Source organism: Streptomyces sp. NPDC031049, assembly GCF_055571015.1.
This window is the reverse complement of the sequence record NZ_JBVIGC010000004.1, coordinates 90,786-115,097: the sequence shown is the minus strand read 5'-3', so window position 1 is coordinate 115,097 and position 24,312 is coordinate 90,786. Positions and strand designations below refer to the sequence as shown.

Genomic DNA, 24,312 nt, shown 5'->3' with positions numbered 1-24,312 from the left:
CGGCGGCCGACCGGGGAGCCGGCTGCTCACCGGGCGGTGGCTGAGCCGTGAGTGCGCGACCGCTGAGCGGTGAGCGCGTGGTGGCCGGACGGCCGGACGGCCGGGCGAGGGCGTATCGGTGGCCGGACGGGCGCCCGCTCGTGCGCGGTACGAGCGGTGGCTGACCGAGGGCTGAGCCCGGCTCAGGTACCGCCGCGCGGGCGCCGTTGTTCGCACAGCGAACGCCCCGGCACCGATCCGGTGCCGGGGCGCGCGTACGTTCGGGCATCCAGGCGGGAGTGTCGGCGCGTCCCGATAGGCTGAACGCATGACGCGAGCCGAGCAGCCAACGGCCCCTCACCCGGCCCCTGACGACGCCCTGGTCGCGGACTCCCGCGAGCGCGCCGTCCGCGCCCTGCTGCGCCAGCCCCAGCTGAAACGGCTGTGGAGCGCGCAACTCGTGGGCGGCATCGGCGACACGCTCGCCCTCCTGGTCCTGGTCGTCCTGTCCCTTCAGGCCGCCATCGCGGCCGGCTCGTTCGGCGGGGGCTACCGCGGCGCGGCGTTCGCAGTGGCGACCGTTTTCGGCGTACGCATCCTGGCGACGCTGCTCTTCGGCGCCGTCCTCCTCGGCCCGCTCACCTCACTCACCTCACAGGACGGCCCCCTGGACCGCCGCTGGACCATGGTCGGCGCGGACGGGCTGCGGGCCGCGCTGCTGATCGTGGCCCCCCTGTGGATCGACTGGACGCCGGACGACGCCCTCGCCGTCCTGCTGGTGACCGTCTTCGTCACCGGCGTCGCCGAGCGCTTCTGGACCGTCTGCCGGGAAGGCGCCGCCCCCGCGCTGCTGCCCGCCCCGCCCCCGGAGGGCGCGAGCGTGCGCCCGCTGCCGGACCACATGGACGCGCTGCGCCGCCTGTCGCTGCGGACGGCCTTCGTGGCCGTCCCGCTCGCGGCGGTCACGCTCGTCGCCGCCGGGCTGCTGAACAACCTGCTGGGCGCGGGCATCGACTGGTTCGCGGAGCACCAGGCGGCCCTCGCGTCCTATGTCGCGGCCGGACTGTTCGCCGCGTCCCTGTCCGTGGTGACCTTCCTGGAGCTGCCCGCGACGCGCACCCCGCGCCCCCGGTCCCCCCTGGAAGGGCTGCGCCGTCCGAAGACCGCCGCCGGCGCCGAGAAGGGCCGCACCGGAGCGATGACGCTGCTGGTGCTCGCCGGCGCGTCCGTCGCCTGCGCGGTGTCGGCCGCGGTCGCGGTGGCGGTGCTGCACGCCAAGGACCTGGGCGGCGGCCCGGTGCTGTTCGGGCTGATGGCAGGCGCGCTGACCGGCGGTGTCGTCGTCGGTATCCGTACGGCCCCCGCCCTGCTGCCGTCCCTGTCCCGCCGCAGGCTGCTTGCCCTGGCGATCGCCTTCGCGGGCCTCGCCCTGCTGGCCGCCGGTCTGGTGCCGGACGACACCAGCGTGCTGCTGATCCTGGCCCTGGCCGGCGTCGGCGCGGGCGTCGCCGCCAACACCGGGCACACCCTGCTCGACCTGGAGACCGAGGACCACCGCCGGGCGCGGACCACGGACCATCTGCACGCGTGCGTGCGGGTCTGCGTGGCGCTCGGTGTGGTGATCGCCCCCCTGGTGGCCGCGGGCATCGGGCCGCACCGGCTGGAGAACGGCAAGTTCGTCTTCGCGCACGGCGGCGCCGCGTTCACGCTCATGCTGATCGGCGCGCTGCTGCTGCCGGTGGCGGCGCTGGTGCTGGCCAAGGTCGACGACCGCTCCGGGGTGCCGCTGCGCCACGACCTGCGGGACGCGCTGCTCGGCGGGGACGACCCGGTGCCGGCCCCCGCGTCGAACGGTTTCTTCATCGCCCTGGAGGGTGGCGACGGCGCCGGGAAGTCCACCCAGGCGGAGGCCCTCGCGGAGTGGATCCGGGCCAAGGGCCACGAGGTCGTGCTGACGCGCGAGCCCGGCGCGACGCCGGTCGGCAAGCGCCTGCGGTCGATCCTCCTGGACGTGTCGAGCGCCGGCCTGTCGCACCGCGCGGAGGCCCTGCTGTACGCCGCCGACCGCGCGGAGCACGTCGACACGGTGGTCCGGCCCGCGCTGGAGCGCGGCGCGGTGGTCATCTCCGACCGCTACATCGACTCCTCGGTGGCCTATCAGGGCGCCGGCCGCGACCTGTCGCCCACCGAGATCGCCCGCATCAACCGCTGGGCGACGAACGGGCTCGTCCCCCATCTGACCGTCCTGCTGGACGTGTCGCCGGAGACCGCCCGCGAGCGGTTCACCGAGGCGCCGGACCGGCTGGAGTCGGAGCCCGCCGAGTTCCACGCGCGCGTGCGGGCCGGATTCCTCACGCTGGCCGCGGCCGACCCCGGGCGCTATCTGGTGGTCGACGCCGGCCAGGAGCCCGAGGCCGTCACCACGGCCGTACGGCACCGGCTCGACCAGGTGCTGCCGCTGTCCCGGGCCGAGATCGAGGCCCGGGAGGAGGCGCGCCGCAAGGCCGAGGAGGAGGCCCGGCGCAAGGCGGAGGAAGAGGCCGCCCGCAAGGCCGAGGAGGAGCGCCTGGAGCGCGAGCGCCAGGAGCAGCTGGAGCGGCTGCGCGCCGAGGAGGAGGAGCGCAAGCGGCGCGAGCTGGAGGAGGCGCAGCGGCGCGAGGCCGAGCGGCAGGCCGAGGAGGCCAGGCGGCGGGCCGAGGAAGCACGCCGGAAGGCGGAGGAGGAGCGGCAGCGGCTGCTCGCCGAGGAGAAGGCCCGCGCCGAGGAGGAGGCCCGGCGCAAGGCGGAGGAGGAGCGGCGCCGCAAGCAGGCCGAGGAGGAGGCGCGGCTGCGGGCCGAGGCCGAGGCGCTGCGGCTGGAGAAGCAGCGGAAGGCCGAGGAGGCCCTGCTGCGTGCCGAGGAGGCACGCCGGGCGGCGGAGCAGGCGGCGGCAGCGGCCGAGGCGGGCCCGAAGCAGTCGGCTCCTCCCGCGGCGGACGCCCCCAGGCCGTCCCCGTCGTCCCGGTCGTCCCGGCCGTCCCGGCCGGCGACGCCGCCGGACGCGGCGACCGTGCCGACGCCCGTGGTCACGCCGACGAACGCCTCGGGCGGCCCGGTGGAGGACACGGCGGTGCTGCGGCCGGTGCGGGACGAGCCCTCGGCGGCGGACACGGAGGCGGACACGGCGGCGGCCGGGGAGCGCCCGGGGCCGTCCGAGGCCGAGGTGACCGCCGAGCTGCCGAAGCCGCCGGTGCCGGGCGCGGCGGACGAGACGGCCGTGCTGCCGCCGGTGCCTCCGGGCGCGGCCGACGAGACGGCGGTACTGCCGCCCGTGGCGCCGGGCCCGGCCGAGGAGACGGCCGTGCTGCCGCCCGTCCGCGGTGACGACCCCGCCGGCCGGGTGCCGCCGGGATACTTCCGGGAAGAGGACGACCGCACCCGCGAGCTGCCCCAGGTGGACCCGCAGGAGGAGGCCGAGGGCGGCGCCGGGCGGACGGCGCGCCGCCGGCGCCGGTCGGACTGGGCCGAGGAGACGCCGCTGGACGATCTGCCGACGCTCGCGGACGAACTGCTGGGACCGCACGACGAGGGCGCCGACGGCGACGGCGTCACCGACGGTGCCGACGGCGCTGACGGCGACGACGAGGGCCGCCGGGGCCGGGGCGGCCGGGGTGGCCGAGGAGGCCGCGGCGGGAGCCGCTGACCCGCACTGCCGAGGGCTTCCGGTCGTTGCGGGCCGGTTGTCGCGGGTCGGTCGTCGTGGACCGGTCGTTGCAGACCGGCGGGCGCCACGGCCCGTGCGCTCCCGGCGCTGCCCCCTCAGCGGGGCGGCGCTTCCGGTGTCGTCCCGCGGGTGCCGGAGCTCGTTGTCAGTGGCGGCCCGCACAATGGAGGCCGCGACGCAGTGTGACGGAAGGACGGCGTGACCCATGACCGTGTGGGACGACCTGGTCGGGCAGGAGAAGGTGAGCGATCAGCTCGCCGCCGCTGCCCGGGACGCCGACGCCCTCGTCACGGCCGCCTCGGCGGACGCCCCGCCGCCCGAGGCGTCGAAGATGACGCACGCCTGGCTGTTCACCGGACCGCCGGGCGCGGGAGTGACACAGACGGCGCGGGCCTTCGCCGCCGCGTTGCAGTGTGTGAGCCCCGACCGGGCGCTCGGCGGCGCCCCCGGCTGCGGCTTCTGCGACGGCTGCCACACGGCGCTGGTCGGCACCCACGCGGACGTCACGACGGTCGTCGCGGTCGGCACGCAGATCCTCGCGGACGACATGCGGGACACCGTCCGCAAGTCCTTCACCTCGCCCGCCACCGGCCGCTGGCAGATCATCCTGGTCGAGGACGCCGAGCGGCTGAACGAGAAGTCCGCCAACGCCGTCCTCAAGGCCGTCGAGGAGCCGGCCCCGCGCACGGTGTGGCTGCTGTGCGCCCCCTCGATCGAGGACGTGCTGCCCACGATCCGCTCCCGCTGCCGCCACCTGAACCTGCGGACGCCGTCGGTCGAGGCCGTCGCCGACATGCTCGTCCGCCGCGAGGGCATCGAGCCGGACGCCGCCGCCGCGGCGGCCCGCGCGACACAGGGACACGTGGACCGGGCCCGCCGGCTGGCCACCGACCCGGCCGCCCGCCGGCGCCGGGAGGCCGTGCTCAGGCTGCCGCTCCGCGTCGAGGAGATCGGCGGAGCCCTCAAGGCGGCCCAGGAACTGGTCGACGCGGCGACGGAGGACGCCAAGCAGCTCGGCGAGGAGATGGACGCCAAGGAGACCGAGGAGCTGAAGGCGGCGCTGGGCGCGGCCCAGGGCGGCCGGCTGCCGCGCGGCACGGCAGGCGTGGTCAAGGAGCTGGAGGACCGGCAGAAGCGCCGCAGGACGCGGACCCAGCGCGACAGCCTCGACCTGGCCCTCACCGACCTCACCGCCTTCTACCGCGACGTCCTGGCCCTCCAGCTCGGTTCCCGCGTCGCCATCGCCAACGCCGACGCCCAGGAGGCGCTGGACCGCCTCGCGCGCGGCAGCACCCCGGAGGCCACCCTGCGCCGCATCGAGGCGATCGCCGCCTGCCGGGACGCCCTCGACCGCAACGTGGCGCCACTGCTGGCGGTGGAGGCGATGACGATGGCACTGAGAGCGGGCTGAGCCGGGGGCGCCCCGCCGCCCTCCCCGGCCGGAACGAGCACCGGCGCCACCGAGGCGACGCGGTAACTCGTACGAGGCACATAGGGCACGCAGCGCATTCAGTACATCGCGGAGCGTTACGCTCGCTGAATGCACACACGGCGCACCCCCCGCACTCTCCGCCCCGCCCTCCGCACACTCCGTACCGGCCTCGCCCTGCTCTCCGCCGCGCTGCTGGTCGGCGCCTGCTCCTCCGGGGGCGCGTCGACCTCGGCGGCCTCCTCGCCGGAGGGCGGCGCCCTCGCCGCGCTGCCGCGCTCCACGCCGGCGGCCCTGACGCCGTACTACGAGCAGGAGCTGAGCTGGCGCGACTGCGGTGTCCCCGGCTTCCAGTGCGCCACCATCGAGGCGCCGCTCGACTACGCGAAGCCGGCCGACGGGGACGTCCGGCTCGCCGTGGCCCGCAAGAAGGCCACCGGCCCGGGCGAGCGCCTGGGCTCGCTGCTGGTGAACCCGGGCGGACCGGGCGGCTCGGCGATCGGCTACCTCCAGCAGTACGCGGGCATCGGCTACCCGGAGGAGGTGCGCGCCCGCTACGACATGGTGGCGGTCGACCCGCGCGGTGTGGCCCGCAGCGAGCCGGTGGAGTGCCTCGACGGCCGTGAGATGGACGCGTACACGCAGACGGACACGACACCGGACGACGCCGGGGAGGCCGACGCGCTCGTCACCGCCTACAAGCGGTTCGCCGAGGGCTGCGAGGACGACGCGCCACGGCTGCTGAGCCATGTCTCCACGGTCGAGGCGGCCCGGGACATGGACATCCTGCGGGCGGTCCTGGGCGACGAGAAGCTGACGTACGTGGGCGCGTCGTACGGGACGTTCCTCGGGGCGACGTACGCCGGACTGTTCCCCCAGCGGGCCGGCCGGCTCGTGCTGGACGGCGCGATGGACCCGTCGCTGCCGGCGCGCCGGCTGAACCTGGAGCAGACGGCCGGCTTCGAGACGGCGTTCCAGTCCTTCGCGAAGGACTGCGTGCGGCAGGCCGGCTGCCCGCTGGGCGGCCGCGGCACGACGCCCGCCGAGGCGGGCGAGAACCTGAAGGCGTTCTTCGACCGGCTGGACGCCGCCCCGCTCCCGGCCGGTGACGCCGGTGGCCGCAGGCTCACCGAGTCCCTGGCCACGACCGGCGTGATCGCGGCGATGTACGACGAGGCGGCCTGGCAGCAGCTGCGCGAGGCGCTGACGGCGGCCATGAAGGAGAAGGACGGCGCGGGCCTGCTGGTGCTGTCCGACAGCTACTACGAGCGGGACGCCGACGGCGGCTACAGCAACCTGATGTTCGCCAACGCCGCCGTGAACTGCCTCGACCTGCCCGCCGCCTTCTCCTCGCCGGACGAGGTGCGCAAGGCGCTGCCCGAGTTCGAGAAGGCGTCCCCGGTCTTCGGCGAGGGCCTCGCGTGGGCCTCGCTGAACTGCGCGTACTGGCCGGTGCGGGCCACGGGCGAGCCGCACCGCATCACGGCGGAGGGGGCGACCCCGATCGTCGTGGTCGGCACCACCCGCGACCCGGCGACCCCCTACCGCTGGGCCGAGGCCCTGGCCGGCCAGCTCGCCTCCGGTCGGCTGCTCACCTACGACGGCGACGGCCACACCGCCTACGGCCGGGGCAGCGACTGCATCGACTCCACGATCAACGCCTACCTCCTGCGGGGCACCGCACCGGAGGACGGAAAGCGCTGCTCGTAGCCCGGCTGCCGCCGCACCCACCGGCCCCGCAGGCCCGCCCTCCGGGGCCGGTACGAAGCACCCTTGGAAACTGTGTAGACTTACCGACGTTGCTGATCGCACCATGGTGCGCACGGCGCGCCGCCTTAGCTCAGATGGCCAGAGCAACGCACTCGTAATGCGTAGGTCTCGGGTTCGAATCCCGAAGGCGGCTCCATTCGAAGGACCAGGTAGGAACGTTCCTATCTGGTCCTTCGTCGTTCAGTTGGTGCGACGGCGGCGGTGCGAAGAACTCACCCCTGCGCCGCGTCGAGGCTCACGCGCTCCGATCAGCCGGCGCGGGCAGCAGGCGGTAGGTGGCGCCGTGGGTGATCACGTGGCCGGCGGTGGGTGGGGCGAAGTGGGTGCCGAGGACGAGGGTGTCGGTGTCGGCGAGGCGGTCGAGCAGTGCGCGGCGTGAGGCCTGGGACTGCTGTGGGTCGATGTCGACGCAGGCGCCGATGGCGGGGTGGGCGAGCTGGACCGGGTGGTGGATACAGTCGCCGGTGATCAGCGCCGTCTCGCCCCGGCTGGTCAGCTCGACGGCGACGTGGCCCGGGGTGTGGCCGGGCGTGGGCAGCAGGCGCAGACCGGGGGCGGGTTCGATGCCTTCGGGCGGGACGTCGACGAGGTCGAGCAGCCCCGCCTCCTCCAGGGGGATCACGGAGTCGCGGAACATCTGCGCGCGCGCCGCCTCCATGTCGTACGCCGCCCAGAACTCCCGCTCGGCACGGGAGGTGAGGTGGCGGGCGTGGGGGAAGGTGGGGACCCAGGCGCCGTTCACCTTGCGCGTGTTCCAGCCGACGTGGTCGGCGTGGAGGTGGGTGAGGATCACCAAGTCCACGGAGTCCGGGGGGAAACCGGCGGCGGTCAGACGCTCCAGGTAGTCGGTCCGCAGGTCGTGCCAGGCCGGGTTGGACCGCTCCTTGCCGTTGCCGATGCCGGTGTCGACGAGGACGCGCAGCCCGCCGGCGGTGAACGCGAAGCTGTGGCTGTCGATGTGCAGGACGCCCTCGCGGTCGGCGAAGTGGGGGTGCAGCCAGTCCTGGGCGGTCACCACCTCGGGGGTGGCGTCCGGCAGCAGCCATGGGCCGGTCGCGGGCGGCAGCGGGGTTTCGTCGATGCGGTGGACGGTGACGTCGCCCACGGTCCAGGAGGGGGCCGGGGTGGTGGGGGAGTGGGAGGGGGAGTTCGGTGCCATGGCGCCGGTTCCTTTGTCTCTGTTGTCTCGGCTGTCTCGGTCTCTTGGGTCCGTGGAGGCCTGGATGCCCGCAGGAGCCGACAGGGCTCTCGTAAAAGCAATGAGTTTGCTTTAAGGGACCGTAGGTCCTACGGTCGGTTAAAGCAAACTCTTAGCTTTTGTGTTCGGAGCCGCCCCGTCGCTCCGGCCCGACCAGGGAGGACGAACGCCATGTCCGCCAGGGAACTCACACCACGGGAAACCGACGCCCTCACACCGCAAGAAGCCGCCCGCTCGGCCGCTCGCGCGGGACTGCCGCTGGAGGACGCCCGCCACGCCGAGGTCGCCGCCACCGCCCGGCACATCCACTCCGTCGTCTCGGTCCTGCGGGAACTGGACTTCGGCGACACCCCGCCCGCACCCGCCTACAGGCCGGCGCCCGCCCCCTCCTGCCGTACGCGAGAGGAGCGGCGGGATGCAACCGACTGACCTGACTGTCGCCGCCGCCGCGGACGCCATCCGGGCCCGCCGGCTGTCGCCCGTCGAACTGGTGGACTCCGTACTCGACCGCATCGAGCGGCTTGACCTCCGACTGGGCGCCTACGCCACGGTGACGGCCGACCGGGCGCGGCAGGCGGCCCTCGAAGCCGAGCGCGAAGCCGCCTTGGGCCGCTTCCGGGGCCCGCTGCACGGGATCCCCATGGGGCTGAAGGACCTGATCGACGTGGCCGGCGTGGCCACCACCGCGAGCTCCCGGGTGCGGGCCGGTCACCGCGCGGAGGCGGACAGCACCGTCGCCGCGCGGCTGGCGGCGGGCGGCGCGGTGCTGGTCGGCAAGACCCACACCCACGAGTTCGCCTACGGTCTGACCACGCCGCAGACCCGCAACGCCCGGGACGCCGGACGGGTCGCCGGAGGATCGAGCGGCGGGTCGGCCGTCGCCGTGGCGGCCGGGACCGCGACCTTCGCGCTGGGCACCGACACCGGCGGATCGGTCCGCGTGCCCGCCGCGCTCAACGGGGTCGTCGGTCTCAAGCCCACCTACGGCCTCGTCCCCCGCCACGGCGTGACCTCGCTGTCCTGGTCGCTGGACCACGTGGGCACCCTCACCCGCACCGTCGAGGACGCCGCGCTGGTCCTGTCCGTCCTGGCGGGACACGACCCGCGCGACCCCGCGTCGTCGGCCACCCCCGCGACGGACTACCGGCCGGACGCCGGTACGGACCTGGCCGGGCTGCGCGTCGGCGTGCCCCGCACCTACTACTTCGACCACGTCGACCCGGAGGTGGAAGCCGCCGTCCGGCACGCCATCGACCAGTTGGAGAGCCTCGGCGCACGGCTCGTCGAGGTCGAGATCCCCATGACCCGCTACGTGCGGGCGACGCAGTGGGGCCTGATGGTCCCCGAGGCCACCGCGTACCACGAGCGGACCCTGCGTGCGATCCCCGACCTCTACCAGGCGGACGTGCGCGTCCTTCTCGAGGCCGGTGAACTGATGCCCGCCGGTGACTACTTGCGCGCCCAGCGCGCCCGGACCCTGATGCGCCGTGAGTGGGCGCGTCTGCTGGAGGAGGTCGACGTCGTCGCGGCGCCGACGGTTCCGGCCACGGCGGTGCCGGCCGGGCAGCAGACGGTCACCTGGCCCGACGGCACCGTGGAGGACGTCTCCGACGCCTACGTACGTCTGTCGGCCCCGGCCAACATCACCGGCGTACCGTCGCTCACCGTGCCGGTCGGCCGCGACCGCGCGGGAATGCCGATCGGCATGCAGCTGCTCGGACGGCCCTTCGGGGAGGCCACCCTGCTGCGGGCCGGTCACGCCTACGAGCAGCACCGCTCGCCGCGCGCCCCGCTAGAAGCAATTTCGTTGCTTTAAGCTGGGGGGATGCCTCGCAACAAGATGGTGCGCCCCGGTGGCCGCAGTGCCCGGGTCCAGGCGTCGGTGCACACCGCGGTGCAGGAACTCGAAGCCGAGCTCGGCCGGGACGCCCTGTCGGTGCCGATGGTCGCCGAGCGCGCGGGGGTCACCCCGTCGACCATCTACCGCCGCTGGGGCTCCCTCACGGAACTGCTCTCGGACGTGGCAGTCGAGCGCCTTCGCCCCGAAGGGGCGCCCGAGGACCACGGTGACCTGCTGTCCGACCTGACGGCCTGGGCCGAGGAGTTCCTGGACGAGATGGCGTCCCGCACGGGCCGTGCCTACATCCGCGACGCCCTGCTCGGCGACCCGCACGGCAGCAACGCCGGCCAGTGCTCGGCCTACGCCGCCGAACAGATCGACGTCGTCCTCGCCCGTGCGGCGCGGCGCGAGGAGGACACGCCCGATGTCGAGACGGTCATGGACCGTGTCGTCGCGCCCCTGATGTACCGCATCCTCTTCCGCCCGGCCGGGCTCGACGCCGCCTACGCGCGCCGGCTCGTGGCCGAACTCCTCGCCCCGCGCGGCGGGTCCGGCGGCCGGTGACCGACTGGCCGGTCGTCGGGGGCTCCTCCTCGGTGCCCGCTCTGGTCTCCGCCCTGATCTCCGGCCCGGGCCTCGCCCCGGTCCTCGTCCCGATCCCTGTTCACGCTGCCGCGCTCTGCCGCCGAGGCAGGACGAGGGCCCCGGTCGGTCACCTCTGCCGTCCGGGGTCCTCGTGTGTCCACGGAAGCCGGCCGCGGCGGCGACACTCCCCCGAGCAACGCGTCGTACGCGCGCACCCCCGGGCCGGGCTCCGATGATGTGATCACATCAGGCCTTGCCAACAGATCGCTAACATATGGCCAACGGTTCTCCGTTGGGCGAGCGGAAGATGGCCGTCGAGGGCCGTGGCGAAGGCGGCGGAGCACCGCTGTGAGGAAGGCTGTGGGACGGCGTGGAGCGGTACCGGCTGCGGTTCGGACTGCTGGGGCCGCCGGTTCTCTACGGGGGCCGGGGCGGCGTTCTCTCCGGGAGTCGGGACGGCGTTCGCGGCGAGAGTGCCGGTGACGAGGCCCGGGAGGACCCGGAAGTCACAGAAGCCTCGGAGGTCCTGGAGGCCCCGAAGGCCCCGAAGGTCCCGGAGGTCCCGGAGGTCCCGGTGCGCGACGTCGCCGGGCCCAAGTCGCGGGCGCTGCTGGCCGCGCTGCTGCTGGAGGCCGGCCGGGCCGTCTCCGTCGAGTCCCTCAAGGACGCCCTGTGGGGCGGGGCGCCGCCGCCGTCGGCCCATGCCTCCCTGCACAACCACGTGACCCGGCTGCGGCGGCTGCTCGACGAGCCGGAACGGCTGCGGACCGTGCCGACCGGATACCTCCTCCGGGTCGAGGAGGGAGAACTCGACGTCCAGGTCTTCGAGTCCCTGGCCGCCGGGGCGCGCGCCGCGCACGCCCGTGGTGAGTGGGCGCGCGTGGTGTCGCAGGCCACGGCCGCGCTGTCGCTGTGGCGGGGTGCGCCGCTCGCCGGGCTGCCGGCCGAGCTGCGCGGTCACGCGTTCGCCCAGCGGCTCCAGGAGACGCGGCTGCTGCTCCTGGAGTGGCGGTACGACGCCGAGCTCGCCCTCGGGGGCGCGCGACTGCCGCATGCCGTACCGGAGTTGGCGGCGCTCGTCGCGGAGTACCCGCTGCGGGAGGCGTACCACCGGCAGCTGATGCTGGCCCTGCACCGTACCGGCCGGCAGGCCGAGGCCCTCGCCGTCCACCGCGACCTGCGCGCCCGCCTCGTCGAGGAACTCGGCGTCGAGCCGGGGGCGGCGGTCCGGGCGGCGCACCTGGAGGTGCTGCGGGGGGCCGGGCGGCCCCGTTCCGGCGAGTCCGCCGCAGGGGCGGGGTCCGGTGCCGCGGCAGACCCGACCGCCTCGCCCCTCCTGACCGTGCCGGAAGGCTCGCCGGACGTGACGGCCCCGAAGACCCCGGCCCACCGCTCTGCCGCCACGTCCGTCCCAGCGACACCGGCAACCTTCCCCGCCGGCGGCCCCGAGCCCGTCACCGCGCCTTCGTCCCCACCCCCTGCCCAGGACCTCGTCCACCCCCAACCCCCACCCCCTCCCCAGGGCCTCACCCACCCCCAGCCCGCACCCCCACCCACCACCCCGCCCCGCCCCGCGCAACTCCCCCCGCCGCCCGCCCATTTCACCGGACGCGTCACCCCGTGCGACGACCTGCGGCGCGCCCTCGCGCCCGGGCCGCATCCCCGGGTCGCCGTCATCAGCGGTATGGCGGGCGTCGGCAAGAGCGCCCTCGCGCTGCATGTGGCCCATGCGCTGAAGGAACGTTTCCCCGATGGTCAGCTCTACATCAACCTGCACGGCGCCACCCCGGGCGTGTCCCCGCTGACGCCCGGTCAGGCGCTCACCGCGCTCCTGCGCGACATGGGCGCCGACCCCTGCGCCATCCCGGAGGACCCCGACGCCGCAGCCGCGCTGCTGCGTTCCCTGCTCGCCCCCGGCCGCACGCTCCTCGTCCTGGACGATGCCGCCAGTGCGGCCCAGGTACGGCCCTTGCTGCCGGGCGGCCCGGGCTGCGCCGTGCTCGTCACGAGCCGCTCCCCGCTCACCGCGCTCGACGGCGTCCGCCGCTTCCCGCTCGGCCCGCTCACCGGCGAGGAGAGCGCCGCCCTGCTGCGCGCGGTCTCCGGGCGGGACGGCCGGGGCGGGCGCGAGGACCTCGACGGGCTGCGCGCGGATCACCCCCTCGTCGAACTCACCGGCCGCCTCCCGCTCGCCCTGCGTGTCGTCGCCGCCCGGCTCGCCGCACGGCGCGCCCTCACCCCCGACGCGCTGGCCGGACAACTGACCGCCACCGAGGGCCGGTTGCACCACCTGGAGTACGACGACCTGAGCGTGCGCCGTTCGCTGGCCGTCGCGCACGACGCGCTCGCCGCCTCCGACCGTGAGTCCGACCGCGACGCGGCCCTCGCCCTGCGCCGCATCGGCGCCCTCCACCTGCCCGACTACGGTGTTCCCCTGCTGGCCCGCCTCACCGGCACCGACGAGCGGCGCGCCGAGGCCGCCCTCGACCGGCTCGTCGACGTCGCCCTGCTGGAGGAGACCGCCTACGGCCGCTACGCCCCGCACGACCTGGTGCGCGAGTTCGCCCGGGAGGTGGCGCGGGACGCCGACGACGGCACCGATGCCGCGGGGATCGCCCTGTGCTGGTACGCCGCCGTCGCCGAACACGCCCTCACCGCGATCGTCGAACCGGGTCTCGACCAGGACGACCGGCGCCGTCCCACCGCGGCCCAGCCGCCGGAGCACGCCGCCGACGTCGCCTCGGTGCCGCCGTTCGCCGGCCCCGGGGAGGCCTTCGCCTGGGGCGACCGGGAGCTGGCGAACGTCGTCGCCCTGGTGGAGCGGTACGGCGGCGACCGGTCCGACGACCACCGGGCCGGTCGGCTCTCCGCCCTGGTCCGGCTGGTCTTCCCGTACGCCCAGCGCAGCGGCCGGGTCGCCGAGATGGAGGTGCTCGCCCGGGCCGGGCTGGAACTGGCCCGCCGGCTCGGTGACGAGCCCGCCGAGGCCTATGCCCTGGGCGACCTCGCCAACGTCCACTTCCTGACCGGCCGGCACAACGACGCGCTCGCCCTCAACGACCGTTCGCTTCAGCTGTGGCGGCGGCTCGGCAGCGCCTCCCGGATCCGCCGCTGCCTCAACAACCGCGGGCTGCTCCTCGAAGGGCTCGGCCGGCACGCCGAGTCGGCGCAGGCCCTGCACCAGAGCCTGGCGTACTCACGGCGCCTGCACGACCCGTACGGCGAGGCGATCACCCACAGCCATCTCGGCAACCTCTACGAGCACACCGACCCGCGGGCCGCCATCGAGGAGCACCGGCGCTCCCTCGCCATCGGCGACGCGATCGGACACGTGATCGTGCGGCACACCGCCCACTGCAACATCGGCTACGCCCATCTCGCCCTCGGTGAACCGTCCGCCGCCGCGGGCCACTTCGAGGAGAGCCTGCGCATCCTCGGAGGCCACGGCGACTGGCACGGCGAGTCGCAGACCCGGCTCGGCCTCGTCCGGGCCCTGCGTCTGCTCGGCCGGACCGAGCGGGCCGTCCGCGAGTGCACGGAGCTGCTCCGCCGCGCCGACGCCCGTGCCGACCGCTACACCGGCGGGCTGGGCCGGCACCAGTACGGGCTGCTGCTGCGGCGGCACGGCCGTGACCAGGAGGCGTACGGGCAGTGGCGGGCGGCGCTCGCCGCGCTCGACGGGACGGACGCCGAGGCCGTGGTGCGCGAGCTGCGGGAACTGCTGGGCGCCGCCGCGGACCGCTGACGGACACGGTGCCCGAGCCGCCGGCCGCCGGCCGCCGGCCGTTGACGGACACGGTGCCGGCGCCGCCGGCCGCCCGCCGCCGCACCTCACCTGGCGTCCGCGTCGCAGCTACTTGCCACCCGCGTAGCACCGCTTGACGTCCGCGTCGCCCTACTTGGCTCCGCGTCGCCCTACTTGGCCTCCGTGTCGCCCTACTTGGCGTCCGCGTAGCACTCCACCACCGCCGTGGTGAACGGAAAGCGCACCGGTGTCTCGCCGAACGTCAGCCGCCCCGCCAGGTCGGCGGCCTCCCGGATCGCGGCCACGACCGCGTCGGCCTCCTCGGCGGGGCAGTGCACGATCACCTCGTCGTGCTGGAAGAAGACCAGCTCGGCCGCCATGCCCGCACAGGTCCGGCGCAGCGCGGCGAGCAGCAGCAGGGCCCAGTCGGCGGCGCTGCCCTGGACGACGAAGTTGCGGGCGAACCGGCCGCGGGCGCGGGCGTCGGAGGAGGCGTAACCGGGCACCCACTGCCGGTCCTCCTGCCCGTGGCCCCGGCGCCCGCCCTGCTGGTCGCCGTCCACGGCGAGACGGTCGCCCCGCCCCTCGTCGGCGTCGTCCCCGGCGACCGGGATCCCCGCCTCCCCGGTCGTCTCCTCGCCCGCCCCGGCCGCCGGCGGGCAGGTGCGCCCCAGCCAGGTGCGGACCAGCCGGCCCTCCTCGCCCGCGCGGGCCGCCTCGTCCACGTACGCCACCGCCCTGGGGAACCGGCGTCTGAGCAGGGCGAGGTTCTTCAGTCCGTCGCCGGAGGTCTGGCCGTACACCGCGCCGAGCACGGCGAGCTTGGCCTGGGCGCGGTCGCCGGAGAAGGCCCGGTCGGACACGGACTGGTACAGGTCGGTCTCCCGGCCGGCCACCTCCATCAGGCCGGGGTCACGGGAGATCGCCGCGAGCACCCGCGGCTCCATCTGGTCGGCGTCGGCCACGACCAGGCGCCAGCCCGGATCGGCGACGACCGCGCGACGGATCACCTTGGGGATCTGCAACCCGCCCCCGCCGTTGGTCACCCAGCGCCCGGTGACGGTGCCGCCCGCGAGGAACTCGGGGCGGAAGCGGCCGTCGCGCACCCAGTCCTGGAGCCAGGACCAGCCGTGGGCGACCCAGATGCGGTACAGCTTCTTGTACTCGAGGAGCGGCTTCACGGCCGGGTGGTCGACGGACTCGATCTCCCACCGGCGTGTGGAGCGGACCTTGATCCCGGCCTGGGCGAACGCCTTGATCACGTCGGCCGGCAGATCGGGCCGCACCCGGCGCCCGAAGGCCGCGGAGACCTCGTCCGCCAGCTCGGCCAGGCGGCGCGGCTCGCCACCGCCCGCGTACCGCTCGCCCAGCAGGTCGTGCAGGACCGCGCGGTGCAGGTCGGCGCGCCACGGCAGCCCCGCGTGGTTCATCTCGGCGGCCACCAGCATCCCCGCCGACTCGGCCGCCGTCAGCAGCCGCATCCGGTCGGGGCGCGCGGTGCGGTCGTGCCGGCGCTGCTGCTCGGCGTAGACGGCGAGGAGGTCGGCCAGCGGGAGCGCGGTGCCCGCCGGCTCGAAGAGCGAGGACTGCGCGCCCGGTTCGGCCGTCCGCTGGGGCGGGTCGGGCGGTACCGGGCCGCCGCGCAGCCGGGCCAGGGCGGCGGCGGCCGACCGGGGCTCGCCGTACCGCCCCTCGTGGCCGAGGAGGAGGATCTCGGCGTCCTCGATGTCGTAGCACCGCTCCACTCGGACCCCCGCGGCGAGCAGGCGCGGGTAGACCTCGGCGGTGGACCGCCACACCCACCGGGCGACGTCCGGGCGGCTCCGCACGGCCTCGACGGGATCGGCCTCCCGCCGCACCGGCCCGGCGGGCAGCCCGTCGGGGCCGAGGGCGGCGATCTCCACACCACCGTCCTCGGCCACGGCGAGCGCCCACCGGTCGGCCACGCTGCGAGTCTCGCAGCAGGGTCTGACAACGCCCCTCCGCCGACCCTCCGCCGGTCCCTCGGCCGACTCCTCCGCCGGTCCCTCGGCCGACTCCTCCGCCGGTCCCTCGGCCGACCCCTCCGCCGCCGTCGGCCGGGCTACTCGGAGCCGTCGGACTTCCCGCCGCCCGCGGCCTCGGTCGTCTCCAGGAACTCCGCCAGCACCTCGGTGACGTACGCCTCGGTCCGCTCCTTGGTGAGACCGAGCCCGCTCAGGGTGCCCTCGCCGTTCTCGTGCTCCAGCAGGGCGAGCAGGATGTGCTCGGTGCCGATGTAGTTGTGGCCGAGGCGCAGGGCCTCCCGGAAGGTCAGCTCCAGCACCTTCTTGGCCGCCGGGCCGTACGGCACCAGCTCCGGGACCTGCTCGACGGCCGGCGGCAGCGCGCCGAGCGCCGCCTCGCGGACCGCGTCGGGGGAGACCCCCTGGGCGGCGACGGCCTTGACCGCGAGGCCCTCCGGCTCGTGCAGCAGGCCGAGGACGAGGTGCTCGGGCACGCCCTCGCCGGCCCCCGTGGACCTGGCCTCGTTGTGGGCGGCCATCACCACGTTGCGGGCGCGGGGCGTGTACCGGCTGAAGCCCTGGCCGGGGTCGAGGTCGCCGGACTCCTTCGGCACGAACCGCTTCTGCGCCGCCTGCCGCGTGACGCCCATCCGCCTGCCGATGTCCGTCCAGGAGGCGCCCGAACGCCGGGCCTGGTCCACGAAGTGGCCGATCAGGTGGTCGGCCACCTCGCCCAGGTGCTCCCCGGCGATCACCGCGTCCTGGAGCTGCTCGAGCGGTTCGGCGTGGGCCTTCTTGATGGCCGCGATCAGGTCGTCGAGACGTAGGGAGACGGATGACGTGGTGCTCGGGTTCGTCGTCATGTGTCAACCGTAGGTTGCACCCCCGAGGGTGTCAACCGACGGTTGACAGTGCGACGCGCGGCGAGAGGGAGCCTCCGAGCGCGTGGCACCATCGCGGGGTGAGTACGCCCAGCACCGTCGACCGCGCCCTGCGCACCGCCCTGTACGACACCACCGACGCCTCCCTCGACACCGCCGCGTCCCTGCTCGCGGCCGACCCCGACTCCGACGCCGGACTGGCGCGCCGGGGCGGGGAGTTCCTGGCCGGTGCGTGGGCGCGCGGCTGGCAGCCCGCCGACGTCGTACGCCTCGTGCGGCGCGAGCTGGGTGAGGCGCACCTGCACCTGGTGGCGGAGCTGATCCGGGCGCAGGCACCGGACGACCGTCCGCGCGGCCCGCGCTGGGCGGCCCAGCTGGAGGACCTGCCCGCCGGGGCATCGCGCCCGGCGCGCGGAGACCGCTTCTCGCACGCCACCGCCGTACTGGAGCTGTACCGGCTGCTCGTGCGCCTGCCCGCGCTGGAGCCCCTGGAGGACGAAGCGCCCCGGCGGCGGCACGGTGCCGAGTCCCGGACCCTCGCCCGGATCCGCGCCCTGCTCGCCAAGGCGGAGGCGACCGGCTATCCCGAGGAGGCCGAGGCCCTCAGCGCCAAGGCGCAGGAGCTGATGGCCCGGCACAGCGTCGACGAGGCCCTGCTGTCGGCCCACGCGCCCGCGCCCGACGCGCCCGGCGCCTGCCGGATCGGCGTGGAGCCGCCCTACGAGCAGGCCAAGGCCGTGCTGCTGGACGCGGTGGCCGACGCCAACCACTGCCGCGCCGTGTGGAACGAGCCGTTCGGCTTCTCCACCGTCGTCGGTTTCGAGGCCGACCTCACGGCGGTCGAGCTGCTGTACACCTCACTGCTGGTGCAGGCGGAGGCGGCGATGACCAAGGCGGAGGCGGAGCAGAGAGCGGGCGGACGGAAACGGACCAAGACCTTCCGGCAGTCGTTCCTCGCGGCCTACGCGCACCGGGTCGGCGCTCGGCTGCACGCCGCCGCGGCGGCTCCGGTCAGCGAGGACCTGCTGCCCGTACTCGCCACCCGCGAGGTCGCGGTCACCGACCGACTGGAGCGGATGTTCCCGGAGACGACCACCACGCGCCTGCGCGGCGTCACCGACGCGGAGGGCTGGACGGCGGGCGCCGACGCGGCGGACCGCGCCCAGGTCACCCCCCGCCGCCGGTTGCCTTAGCCCCCGGCCGCCCACGGGCCCCCGGCCAGCGCCAGCCCGCCGGCCCGCGAGCGGCAGCCCGCCGACCCCCGCGAGCGCCAGCCCGCCAGCCCGCCGACCCCCGCCAGCCGCCCGCCGACCCCCGCCTGCCGCGAGCCGCCTGCCGTGGGACGCCCGTCAGCTGCCGAGGGGCGCCGCCTGCCGCCTGCCGTGGGACGCCCGTCACCTGCCGCGGGGTCTCCGCCGCCCGCATCTGCCGCCTGTAACCGGTGGCTGCCGCCGCTGCAGCCGCTGCCGCTGGCCCAGCCCCGGACGGAGCCGGCGTGCCGAAGGGCTCGCCCCGTTCAGGACCCCAGGCTCGCCGTCGGCAGCCCCGGTGGCAGCGAGCCGCCCTCGGCCTTGGTGTACGTCTCCGTCCCGAGGCCGCCCGCCCACCGCACCTTCATCGTCGTGCCGTCGACCGACTCGACGGTCCCGGCCGTCCGGTCGTCGCTGCCGTCGGTGCAGGTGAGGCGGATCGTGCGGGTGCCGCTGTCCTCGCCGGCGCTGCCGCTGCACACCGTGCCGCCCGTGGCGAAGAGGCCGGCCTGGGTGCCGTTGACGACCAGGGCCACCGCCTTGCCGTCGGTGGTGGCGAGCCAGCTCCCCTCCAGCTCGCCGGAGGGCGCGGACGGCGAACCACCGGTACCGCCACCGCTACCGCCGCCCGTGTCCGCGCTCGCGGTCGCGCTGGGCGTGGCCGAGGCCCGGTCGTCGGAGTCGCCGTCGGAGTCGGACCCGCCGCCGCACCCGGCGAGCGCGAGGGCGCTCACCACCCCGGCGGCCACGGCCAGCGCCCGCACCCGTCCGGACCGCCGCCCGTCACCGCTCACACCGGCCCGGGCGCCACGCGCCTCGTCTGCCGCAGTCACCATCGTCACCGGAACCCCCAGCCATAGCCCGTAGCCGCATGCAGCCGAACGCGCGCACACCCGCGACCGAAGAACGCGAGTACGCGTGGACGCGAGACCGCCCGGACGGGCGGACGCCGGACGATCGGCACCGCCCCGCCCTCCGCCCGGACACGAGAACCTGAGTACGCGCGGACGCGAGACCGCCCGAAGAGGCGGACGACCGAACGGCGGACGACCGAACGGCGGACGACCGAACGGCGCACGCCCGAACGATCGCCACCGCCCCCCACCGCCCACGGCCCGTCGCCGCCCAGCCCCGCCCATGACAGCGCAAGCTACCAGGACGCCTTCCGCACCCCCGGAAGATGCCCGGCATGTGCCTGCTCGCGCAGGCTCACGCGCGAGAGCCCGAACGTGCGGAAGTACCCGCGCGGGCGCCCGTCGACCTGGTCGCGGTTGCGCACGCGCGTGGCGCTCGCGTCACGCGGCTGCCTGCGCAGTTCCCGCTGGGCGGCGAGCCGCTCGGCCTCCGTGCTGGACGGCCGGCGGACGATCTCCTTCAGCTCGGCCCGCCGGGCGGCGTACCGGGCGACGGTCTCCCGTCGCTGCTCGTTCTTCGCGATCTTGCTCTTCTTCGCCATGGGACGTCCCCTCTCGGACCTTCGCCTCTCAGACCTTCACCCCGCGCGCGCGGATGCGCGCCACGGCCGCCTCGACGCCGATCACGTCGACGGTCTTCACCGCCCTGGCGCTCAGCCGCAGCCGGACGTACCGGCCCTCGCTCGGCAGCCAGTAGCGCTTGGTCTGGATGTTCGGGTCGAACCGGCGGGAGGTGCGCCGGTGGGAGTGGGAGATGCGGTTGCCGAAGCCGGGCTGTGCGCCGGTCAGCATGCAGTGGGCGGACACGGTGACGTACCTCTCCTCAGTCGCTGGTGTTAATGGAATTCATTTTCAGTAAGATACCAGCATGGCACGCAACGAACTCCGCCCGGTCATCAAGCTCCGGTCCACCGCCGGGACCGGTTTCACCTACGTGACCCGCAAGAACCGCCGCAACGACCCGGACCGGCTGACCCTGCGCAAGTACGACCCGGTCGTCGGGCGCCACGTCGACTTCCGAGAGGAGCGCTGAACCCCGCGATGCGCAAGGGAATCCACCCGGAGTACGGACCCGTCGTCTTCCGCGACCGGGCCGCGAACCACGCCTTCCTGACCCGCTCCACCATGACGAGCGAGAAGACGATCGAGTGGGAGGACGGCAACACCTACCCGGTGGTCGACGTCGAGATCTCGAACGTCAGCCACCCCTTCTACACCGGCACCGCCCGCGTGCTGGACACCGCCGGACGCGTCGAGCGCTTCGAGCGCAGGTACGGGAAGCGGGGCCCGGCATGAGCCTGCCGGTGGTGATCGTCGGCGGGCTGCACGCCGACGCCCGCCGCGCGGCCGTCGCCCGGCTGCTGGCCGACGTGCCCGGCAGCGTCGTCCTCCACCACGACCTGGAGACGGCCGCCGCGGGCACGGTCGTGCGGACCGTCCGGGACGCCACCGGCGTGCTGTCCGCCGGGGAGGCGCCCCTCGTCAACGACTGCGCCTGCTGCGCCCTGCGCGAGGACCTCGTACCGGAGCTGGAGCGGCTCGCGGACGCCGGGACCACCCCGCTCGCCGTCGTCGAGCTGTGGGACTCCGTCGAGCCCAAGGCGATGGCCGAGGTGGTGACCGCGGGCGGCTTCCCCGTCACCGGTGTGATCACCGCCGTCGACCCGGCGCTGGTGCTGCCCTACCTCGGCAACGGCGACGACCTCGCCGAGGGCGGCCTGGCCGCCGCGGCCACCGACCAGCGCACCGTCGCCGACACCTTCGCCCGGCAGCTGGAGTACGCCCCCGTCCTCGCCGTGGCCGACTCCCCGGAGGCCGACGACGAGGACCACGAGCTGCTGGCCCAGCTCCACCCGACGGCCCGCCGCGTCCCGATCGCGGACGGCGACCTGGCCGGCGCCGCCCGCGCCGGCTTCGACGTCGAGGCCGCCGCCGCGGCCCAGCACCCGGCGTGCGCCCTGCTGCCCGCCGAGGCCGACGCGCACGGCGTGACCACCCTGGTCTGGCGCCGGCGCCGCCCCTTCCACCCGGAGCGGCTCTACGCGGCGCTGGAGGACCTCACCTGCGCCGCCGCCCGCAGCCGGGGCCGGTTCTGGCTCGCCGACAAGCCGGACACGCTGCTGCACTGGGACGCGGCCGGCGGTGCCCTGTGCGTGGAGGGCGCGGGGCCCTGGCTGGCCGCACTGCCCGACGCCGCCTGGGAGATGGTCCCGCCGGTGCGCCGGGCCGCGGCGGCGCTGGAGTGGCACCCCGAGCACGGCGACCGCTGCCAGCACCTGGTCTTCACGTCCCCCGGCCTCGACCGCGACGGACTTCAGCGGCTGCTGGAGTCCTGCCTGCTCACCGACGCCGAGTACGCCGCCGGGCGGGACGCCTGGCAGCGGCTGCCGTCCGCCTTCGACACCCTTCTGGAGGTCTGATCCATGCCCCGCAAGCACGACCGCAAGCCCGCCAGGCAGCGCCCCAATCCGCTGGACCAGGCGGGGGTGACGTACATCGACTACAAGGACACCGATCTGCTGCGGAAGTTCATCTCCGACCGAGGCAAGATCCGCAGCCGGCGCGTCACCCGCGTGACGTCCCAGCAGCAGCGGCAGCTGGCCCGGGCGATCAAGAACGCCCGGGAGATGGCGCTGCTGCCCTACGCCTCCCGCTGACGGCCGCGTCCGTCGTTCGTCCCGGCAGGGGCCCGCCGTCCGTCGGCGGGCCCCTGCCGTCGTCGCATGGTCGGGGCACCGGTGGGCAGACGGCTGGAACGACTTCACTGACGGGGGCGTCAAAGAGGGCGAGGCCCTCGGTGGAGCGGACGCCGAAGCTGTAACCGGGGGACCACCCCTCGTGCACGTGCATCTGCTCATGCGTCTGCACATGAACGGGGTTATGATCCGGTTCAGTTGACCACTGCATCAATGGCCACACCAGTCAGTGCACACCGGCACCGGGGAGCGACCTGTGAACCACGACGTGTACGACGTTGACGACGCGTCCGGCGTGTACAACGGCATCGCGGCCACCAGGCTGCACGGAGCGGCCTGGCAGAAGAGCCGGCACAGCAACTCGCAGGGCTCCTGCGTGGAGTTCGCGCGCCTGCCGGGCGGAGACGTGGCCGTGCGCAACTCCCGCTTCCCGGACGGTCCGGCGCTCGTCTACACGCGCGCCGAGATCGAGGCGATGCTGCTGGGCGTCAAGGACGGCGAGTTCGATCACTTGGTCGCGGGCTGAGCGCCGGGCCGGCCCCGGAGCGGAGTCCCGGAGCGGAAAAGCCCCGCCGTAGCGCGGTGTGCGGCCCCGCTCACCCGGGGTGACGCGCGTAGAAACGCGGCGCGGTGAAGCGCCGCGTCCGTCAGTCGCCGGCCGGTCGCGGAAGCCGGAAGAGCGCCCAGACGACCTTGCCGCTCAGCGGGCCGGCCATCGGGTGCCAGCCCCAGCCGTCGCTGAAGGAGTCGACGAGGAACAGGCCCCGGCCCGACTCGGCGGAGAAGTCGTCCGTCTCCCGGGCCACCGGGCTGTCCTGGCTGGGGTCGCGCACCGCGCACACCAGCCGCTCGGTCCAGCGCAGCAGGTGCAGCCGGACGGGGGGCTGGTCCGCCGGATGCGGGGCGCAGGCGGGCAGCGCGTGCCGCAGGGCGTTGGTGACCAGCTCCGAGACGACCAGGCACACGTCGTCGAACCGCTCCCCGATGTCCCAGCCGTCGAGGGTGCGACGGGTGAAGCGCCGCGCCTCGCGCACCGCTTCGTAGCGGGCGGGCAGGGCGCAGGAGGCGGCATTGGACACGGCCGCGGGGTCCAGCGGCGGAAGGCCCTGCCGTAACGGCTCGAGCATGGTCGATCCATTCGTCCCCATGCGAGGCACTCCCGGGAATTCGCGGTCGTAGCGATGCGGCGCGGTGGTGCGGGACCATGGTTTCGGATGCGTACCGCAGATGCAAGGGCAGATGCACGTGCACGTGACCGAAATGGCCATGCCCGTACCGCTTCTTGGTCAATTTTTCCGTCATCTTCGCGCCTCCTCGTGGTCGCCCGTCGACCGCTTTGTCGACGCTCCGTGCCCGAGCCTGCACGCTTTCTTTGGCCCGATTCCGTTTCCGTAACCGCACGAGTACTGCTCGAAGTGTTTTAGTGGCAGACTTCGGGCCCTGTAGGCGGTTGGGGAGGCTGGCGAACGTGAGCGTGGGAGAGCCCGGATCGGTGGTGCGGCGCATGCTGCTCGGATCACAACTCAGGCGGCTGCGTGAGGCACGGGGGATCACGCGCGAGGCGGCGGGCTACTCGATCCGCGCCTCCGAGTCGAAGATCAGCCGGATGGAGCTGGGCCGGGTGAGCTTCAAGACGAGGGACGTCGAGGACCTGCTGACGCTGTACGGCATCACCGACGAGCAGGAGCGTTCCTCCCTGCTGGCCCTCGCCAAGGAGGCCAACGTCGCGGGATGGTGGCACAGTTACTCCGACGTCCTGCCCAGCTGGTTCCCGACCTATGTGGGCCTGGAGGGCGCGGCCTCCCTGATCCGGGTCTACGAGGTGCAGTTCGTGCACGGCCTGCTCCAGACCCCCGAGTACGCCCGCGCGGTCGTCCGGCGCGGCATGGCGGGCGCGGGTGAAGCCGACGTCGAGCGGCGGGTGGCGCTGCGCCTGGAGCGGCAGAAGTACCTCGTCGCGGAGAACGCGCCCGAGTTCCACATCGTGCTGGACGAGGCCGCGCTGCGCCGGCCGTACGGCGACCGCGCGGTGATGCGCGGCCAGCTCCAGCACCTGATCGAGATGTCCGAACGCCCCAACGTACGGCTCCAGGTGATGCCCTTCGGCTTCGGCGGGCACTCCGGCGAGAGTGGCGCGTTCACGATCCTCAGCTTCCCCGAGTCCGACCTCTCGGACGTGGTCTACCTGGAGCAGCTCACCAGCGCCCTGTACCTGGACAAGCGCGAGGACGTCGCCCAGTACGAGAAGGCGCTGAAGGAACTCCAGCAGGACAGCCCGGGTCCGGACGAGAGCCGGGACCTTCTGCGGGGACTCCTCCAACTCTCTTGAAACACAAG

Annotated in this window: 21 protein-coding genes and 1 tRNA gene; 15 read left to right on the top strand and 7 right to left on the bottom strand. The window is 74.7% G+C overall.

Annotated elements, in window-relative coordinates:
* Positions 1-307 precede the first annotated feature (307 nt).
* The 4 genes from tmk (at position 308) to ACZ45Q_RS08285 (ending at position 7,017) form a co-directional block, all read left to right on the top strand.
* Complete coding sequence (tmk, locus tag ACZ45Q_RS08300; RefSeq protein ID WP_468256745.1) at positions 308-3,661, top strand: dTMP kinase; 3,354 nt, start codon at positions 308-310, stop codon at positions 3,659-3,661.
* A gap of 226 nt (positions 3,662-3,887) precedes the next feature.
* Entirely contained in the window at positions 3,888-5,093 is a 1,206-nt protein-coding gene (locus tag ACZ45Q_RS08295) for a DNA polymerase III subunit delta' (RefSeq protein ID WP_468256742.1), read from the top strand.
* A gap of 129 nt (positions 5,094-5,222) precedes the next feature.
* Entirely contained in the window at positions 5,223-6,821 is a 1,599-nt protein-coding gene (locus tag ACZ45Q_RS08290) for an alpha/beta hydrolase (protein ID WP_468256739.1), read from the top strand.
* Positions 6,822-6,940: 119 nt separating this feature from the next.
* Positions 6,941-7,017: transfer RNA gene (locus ACZ45Q_RS08285), tRNA-Thr, on the top strand.
* Positions 7,018-7,116: 99 nt separating this feature from the next.
* Here ACZ45Q_RS08285 and ACZ45Q_RS08280 read toward each other — a convergent pair.
* Complete coding sequence (locus tag ACZ45Q_RS08280; RefSeq protein WP_468256736.1) at positions 7,117-8,040, bottom strand: MBL fold metallo-hydrolase; 924 nt, start codon at positions 8,038-8,040, stop codon at positions 7,117-7,119.
* 210 nt (positions 8,041-8,250) lie between these two features.
* On the opposite strand from ACZ45Q_RS08280, the gene ACZ45Q_RS08275 reads away from it, so the two are divergent.
* The 4 genes from ACZ45Q_RS08275 to ACZ45Q_RS08260 all read left to right on the top strand — a co-directional run bounded on the left by ACZ45Q_RS08275 (position 8,251) and on the right by ACZ45Q_RS08260 (position 14,249).
* On the top strand, positions 8,251-8,508 hold the full coding sequence (locus tag ACZ45Q_RS08275) for a hypothetical protein (protein ID WP_468256733.1): 258 nt from the start codon (positions 8,251-8,253) through the stop codon (positions 8,506-8,508).
* Entirely contained in the window at positions 8,495-9,895 is a 1,401-nt protein-coding gene (locus ACZ45Q_RS08270) for an amidase (RefSeq protein ID WP_468256730.1), read from the top strand. The genes ACZ45Q_RS08275 and ACZ45Q_RS08270 overlap by 14 nt, the downstream gene beginning before the upstream one ends.
* Before the next feature lie 9 nt (positions 9,896-9,904).
* On the top strand, positions 9,905-10,483 hold the full coding sequence (locus tag ACZ45Q_RS08265; RefSeq protein ID WP_468256728.1) for a TetR/AcrR family transcriptional regulator: 579 nt from the start codon (positions 9,905-9,907) through the stop codon (positions 10,481-10,483).
* Between the two features lie 391 nt (positions 10,484-10,874).
* Positions 10,875-14,249 (top strand): AfsR/SARP family transcriptional regulator, encoded by a 3,375-nt coding sequence (locus ACZ45Q_RS08260; RefSeq protein WP_468256725.1) that lies wholly within the window; start codon positions 10,875-10,877, stop codon positions 14,247-14,249.
* A 191-nt stretch (positions 14,250-14,440) separates the two neighbouring features.
* Here the strand turns inward: ACZ45Q_RS08260 and ACZ45Q_RS08255 are convergent, their stop codons facing one another.
* Positions 14,441-16,195 carry a bifunctional 3'-5' exonuclease/DNA polymerase gene (locus ACZ45Q_RS08255; protein ID WP_468256722.1) on the bottom strand — a complete coding sequence of 585 codons (1,755 nt, stop codon included), beginning with the start codon at positions 16,193-16,195 and terminating at the stop codon, positions 14,441-14,443.
* Positions 16,196-16,332: 137 nt separating this feature from the next.
* On the bottom strand, positions 16,333-17,097 hold the full coding sequence (locus tag ACZ45Q_RS08250; RefSeq protein ID WP_468256720.1) for a Clp protease N-terminal domain-containing protein: 765 nt from the start codon (positions 17,095-17,097) through the stop codon (positions 16,333-16,335).
* 98 nt (positions 17,098-17,195) lie between these two features.
* On the opposite strand from ACZ45Q_RS08250, the gene ACZ45Q_RS08245 reads away from it, so the two are divergent.
* Positions 17,196-18,308: a DUF2786 domain-containing protein gene (locus tag ACZ45Q_RS08245; protein WP_468256718.1), complete on the top strand. Its 1,113-nt coding sequence runs from the start codon at positions 17,196-17,198 to the stop codon at positions 18,306-18,308.
* 323 nt (positions 18,309-18,631) lie between these two features.
* Here ACZ45Q_RS08245 and ACZ45Q_RS08240 read toward each other — a convergent pair whose 3' ends face one another.
* The 3 genes from ACZ45Q_RS08240 to rpmB form a co-directional block, all read right to left on the bottom strand.
* The gene (locus tag ACZ45Q_RS08240) at positions 18,632-19,201 is read right to left on the bottom strand and encodes a hypothetical protein (protein WP_468256716.1); all 570 of its coding nucleotides are present in this window, start codon (positions 19,199-19,201) and stop codon (positions 18,632-18,634) included.
* Between the two features lie 314 nt (positions 19,202-19,515).
* On the bottom strand, positions 19,516-19,821 hold the full coding sequence (rpsN, locus tag ACZ45Q_RS08235; RefSeq protein ID WP_468256713.1) for a 30S ribosomal protein S14: 306 nt from the start codon (positions 19,819-19,821) through the stop codon (positions 19,516-19,518).
* Positions 19,822-19,849: 28 nt separating this feature from the next.
* Positions 19,850-20,086, bottom strand: a complete 237-nt coding sequence (gene rpmB, locus ACZ45Q_RS08230) for a 50S ribosomal protein L28 (protein ID WP_468256710.1) — start codon at positions 20,084-20,086, stop codon at positions 19,850-19,852.
* A 61-nt stretch (positions 20,087-20,147) separates the two neighbouring features.
* Between rpmB and rpmG the strand changes: the two genes are divergently transcribed.
* From rpmG to ACZ45Q_RS08205, 5 genes are all read left to right on the top strand, one after another.
* Positions 20,148-20,312, top strand: a complete 165-nt coding sequence (rpmG, locus tag ACZ45Q_RS08225) for a 50S ribosomal protein L33 (RefSeq protein ID WP_033321692.1) — start codon at positions 20,148-20,150, stop codon at positions 20,310-20,312.
* A gap of 8 nt (positions 20,313-20,320) precedes the next feature.
* A complete protein-coding gene (locus ACZ45Q_RS08220; RefSeq protein ID WP_468256706.1) occupies positions 20,321-20,575 on the top strand; it encodes a type B 50S ribosomal protein L31 in 255 nt (84 codons plus the stop codon).
* On the top strand, positions 20,572-21,699 hold the full coding sequence (locus ACZ45Q_RS08215) for a CobW family GTP-binding protein (RefSeq protein WP_468256703.1): 1,128 nt from the start codon (positions 20,572-20,574) through the stop codon (positions 21,697-21,699). The genes ACZ45Q_RS08220 and ACZ45Q_RS08215 overlap by 4 nt, the downstream gene beginning before the upstream one ends.
* A gap of 3 nt (positions 21,700-21,702) precedes the next feature.
* Positions 21,703-21,936, top strand: a complete 234-nt coding sequence (gene rpsR, locus ACZ45Q_RS08210; protein ID WP_468256700.1) for a 30S ribosomal protein S18 — start codon at positions 21,703-21,705, stop codon at positions 21,934-21,936.
* 295 nt (positions 21,937-22,231) lie between these two features.
* A complete protein-coding gene (locus tag ACZ45Q_RS08205; protein ID WP_468256697.1) occupies positions 22,232-22,501 on the top strand; it encodes a DUF397 domain-containing protein in 270 nt (89 codons plus the stop codon).
* A 121-nt stretch (positions 22,502-22,622) separates the two neighbouring features.
* Here the strand turns inward: ACZ45Q_RS08205 and ACZ45Q_RS08200 are convergent, their stop codons facing one another.
* Complete coding sequence (locus ACZ45Q_RS08200; RefSeq protein WP_468256694.1) at positions 22,623-23,102, bottom strand: ATP-binding protein; 480 nt, start codon at positions 23,100-23,102, stop codon at positions 22,623-22,625.
* A 377-nt stretch (positions 23,103-23,479) separates the two neighbouring features.
* On the opposite strand from ACZ45Q_RS08200, the gene ACZ45Q_RS08195 reads away from it, so the two are divergent.
* Positions 23,480-24,304: a helix-turn-helix domain-containing protein gene (locus tag ACZ45Q_RS08195; protein WP_468257520.1), complete on the top strand. Its 825-nt coding sequence runs from the start codon at positions 23,480-23,482 to the stop codon at positions 24,302-24,304.
* Positions 24,305-24,312: the final 8 nt, after the last annotated feature.

Bases quoted from the DNA above. Each gene is read 5' to 3' on its own strand.
- tmk (WP_468256745.1), top strand. From the start codon at position 308: ATGACGCGAGCCGAGCAGCCAACGGCCCCTCACCCGGCCCCTGACGAC.
- ACZ45Q_RS08295 (WP_468256742.1), top strand. From the start codon at position 3,888: ATGACCGTGTGGGACGACCTGGTCGGGCAGGAGAAGGTGAGCGATCAG.
- ACZ45Q_RS08290 (WP_468256739.1), top strand. From the start codon at position 5,223: ATGCACACACGGCGCACCCCCCGCACTCTCCGCCCCGCCCTCCGCACA.
- ACZ45Q_RS08280 (WP_468256736.1), bottom strand. From the start codon at position 8,040: ATGGCACCGAACTCCCCCTCCCACTCCCCCACCACCCCGGCCCCCTCC.
- ACZ45Q_RS08275 (WP_468256733.1), top strand. From the start codon at position 8,251: ATGTCCGCCAGGGAACTCACACCACGGGAAACCGACGCCCTCACACCG.
- ACZ45Q_RS08270 (WP_468256730.1), top strand. From the start codon at position 8,495: ATGCAACCGACTGACCTGACTGTCGCCGCCGCCGCGGACGCCATCCGG.
- ACZ45Q_RS08265 (WP_468256728.1), top strand. From the start codon at position 9,905: ATGCCTCGCAACAAGATGGTGCGCCCCGGTGGCCGCAGTGCCCGGGTC.
- ACZ45Q_RS08250 (WP_468256720.1), bottom strand. From the start codon at position 17,097: ATGACGACGAACCCGAGCACCACGTCATCCGTCTCCCTACGTCTCGAC.
- ACZ45Q_RS08240 (WP_468256716.1), bottom strand. From the start codon at position 19,201: ATGGTGACTGCGGCAGACGAGGCGCGTGGCGCCCGGGCCGGTGTGAGC.
- rpsN (WP_468256713.1), bottom strand. From the start codon at position 19,821: ATGGCGAAGAAGAGCAAGATCGCGAAGAACGAGCAGCGACGGGAGACC.
- rpmG (WP_033321692.1), top strand. From the start codon at position 20,148: ATGGCACGCAACGAACTCCGCCCGGTCATCAAGCTCCGGTCCACCGCC.
- ACZ45Q_RS08220 (WP_468256706.1), top strand. From the start codon at position 20,321: ATGCGCAAGGGAATCCACCCGGAGTACGGACCCGTCGTCTTCCGCGAC.
- ACZ45Q_RS08215 (WP_468256703.1), top strand. From the start codon at position 20,572: ATGAGCCTGCCGGTGGTGATCGTCGGCGGGCTGCACGCCGACGCCCGC.
- rpsR (WP_468256700.1), top strand. From the start codon at position 21,703: ATGCCCCGCAAGCACGACCGCAAGCCCGCCAGGCAGCGCCCCAATCCG.
- ACZ45Q_RS08200 (WP_468256694.1), bottom strand. From the start codon at position 23,102: ATGCTCGAGCCGTTACGGCAGGGCCTTCCGCCGCTGGACCCCGCGGCC.
- ACZ45Q_RS08195 (WP_468257520.1), top strand. From the start codon at position 23,480: ATGCTGCTCGGATCACAACTCAGGCGGCTGCGTGAGGCACGGGGGATC.